Here is a 417-nt window from a genome sequence, read left to right as displayed (position 1 = left end):
ACCTGGTCTGGAGCGACGGCCCGCTGGGTAAAACCACTTACGGTGACGTGTTCCATCAGAACGAAGTGGAGCAATCCACCTACAACTTTGAATACGCCGACGTGGACTTCCTGTTCACCTGCTTCGAGCAGTACGAGAAAGAAGCGCAGCAGCTGCTGGCGCTGGAAAATCCGCTGCCGCTGCCTGCGTATGAACGTATTCTGAAAGCCGCCCATAGCTTCAACCTGCTGGATGCGCGTAAAGCCATCTCCGTCACCGAGCGTCAGCGCTATATCCTGCGCATTCGCACCCTGACCAAAGCAGTGGCAGAAGCTTACTACGCTTCCCGTGAAGCCCTTGGCTTCCCGATGTGCAACAAAGACAAATAAGAGGCGGCCATGTCTGAGAAAACTTTTCTGGTGGAAATCGGCACTGAAG

General features: G+C 54.7%; 1 protein-coding gene. It reads left to right on the top strand.

Annotated elements, in window-relative coordinates:
- The coding region (locus tag MPC4_RS04185; protein WP_174511422.1) for a glycine--tRNA ligase subunit alpha at nucleotides 1–368 on the top strand (368 nt) is incomplete at its 5' end.
- Between the last annotated feature and the right edge of the window lie 49 nt (nucleotides 369–417).

The sequence above is a fragment of the Methylocella tundrae genome, assembly GCF_901905185.1.
GTDB classification, from domain to species: Bacteria; Pseudomonadota; Alphaproteobacteria; order Rhizobiales; family Beijerinckiaceae; genus Methylocapsa; species Methylocapsa tundrae.
The sequence above is the reverse complement of the archived record's forward strand: the minus strand, read 5'-3'. Positions and strand labels throughout refer to the sequence as shown.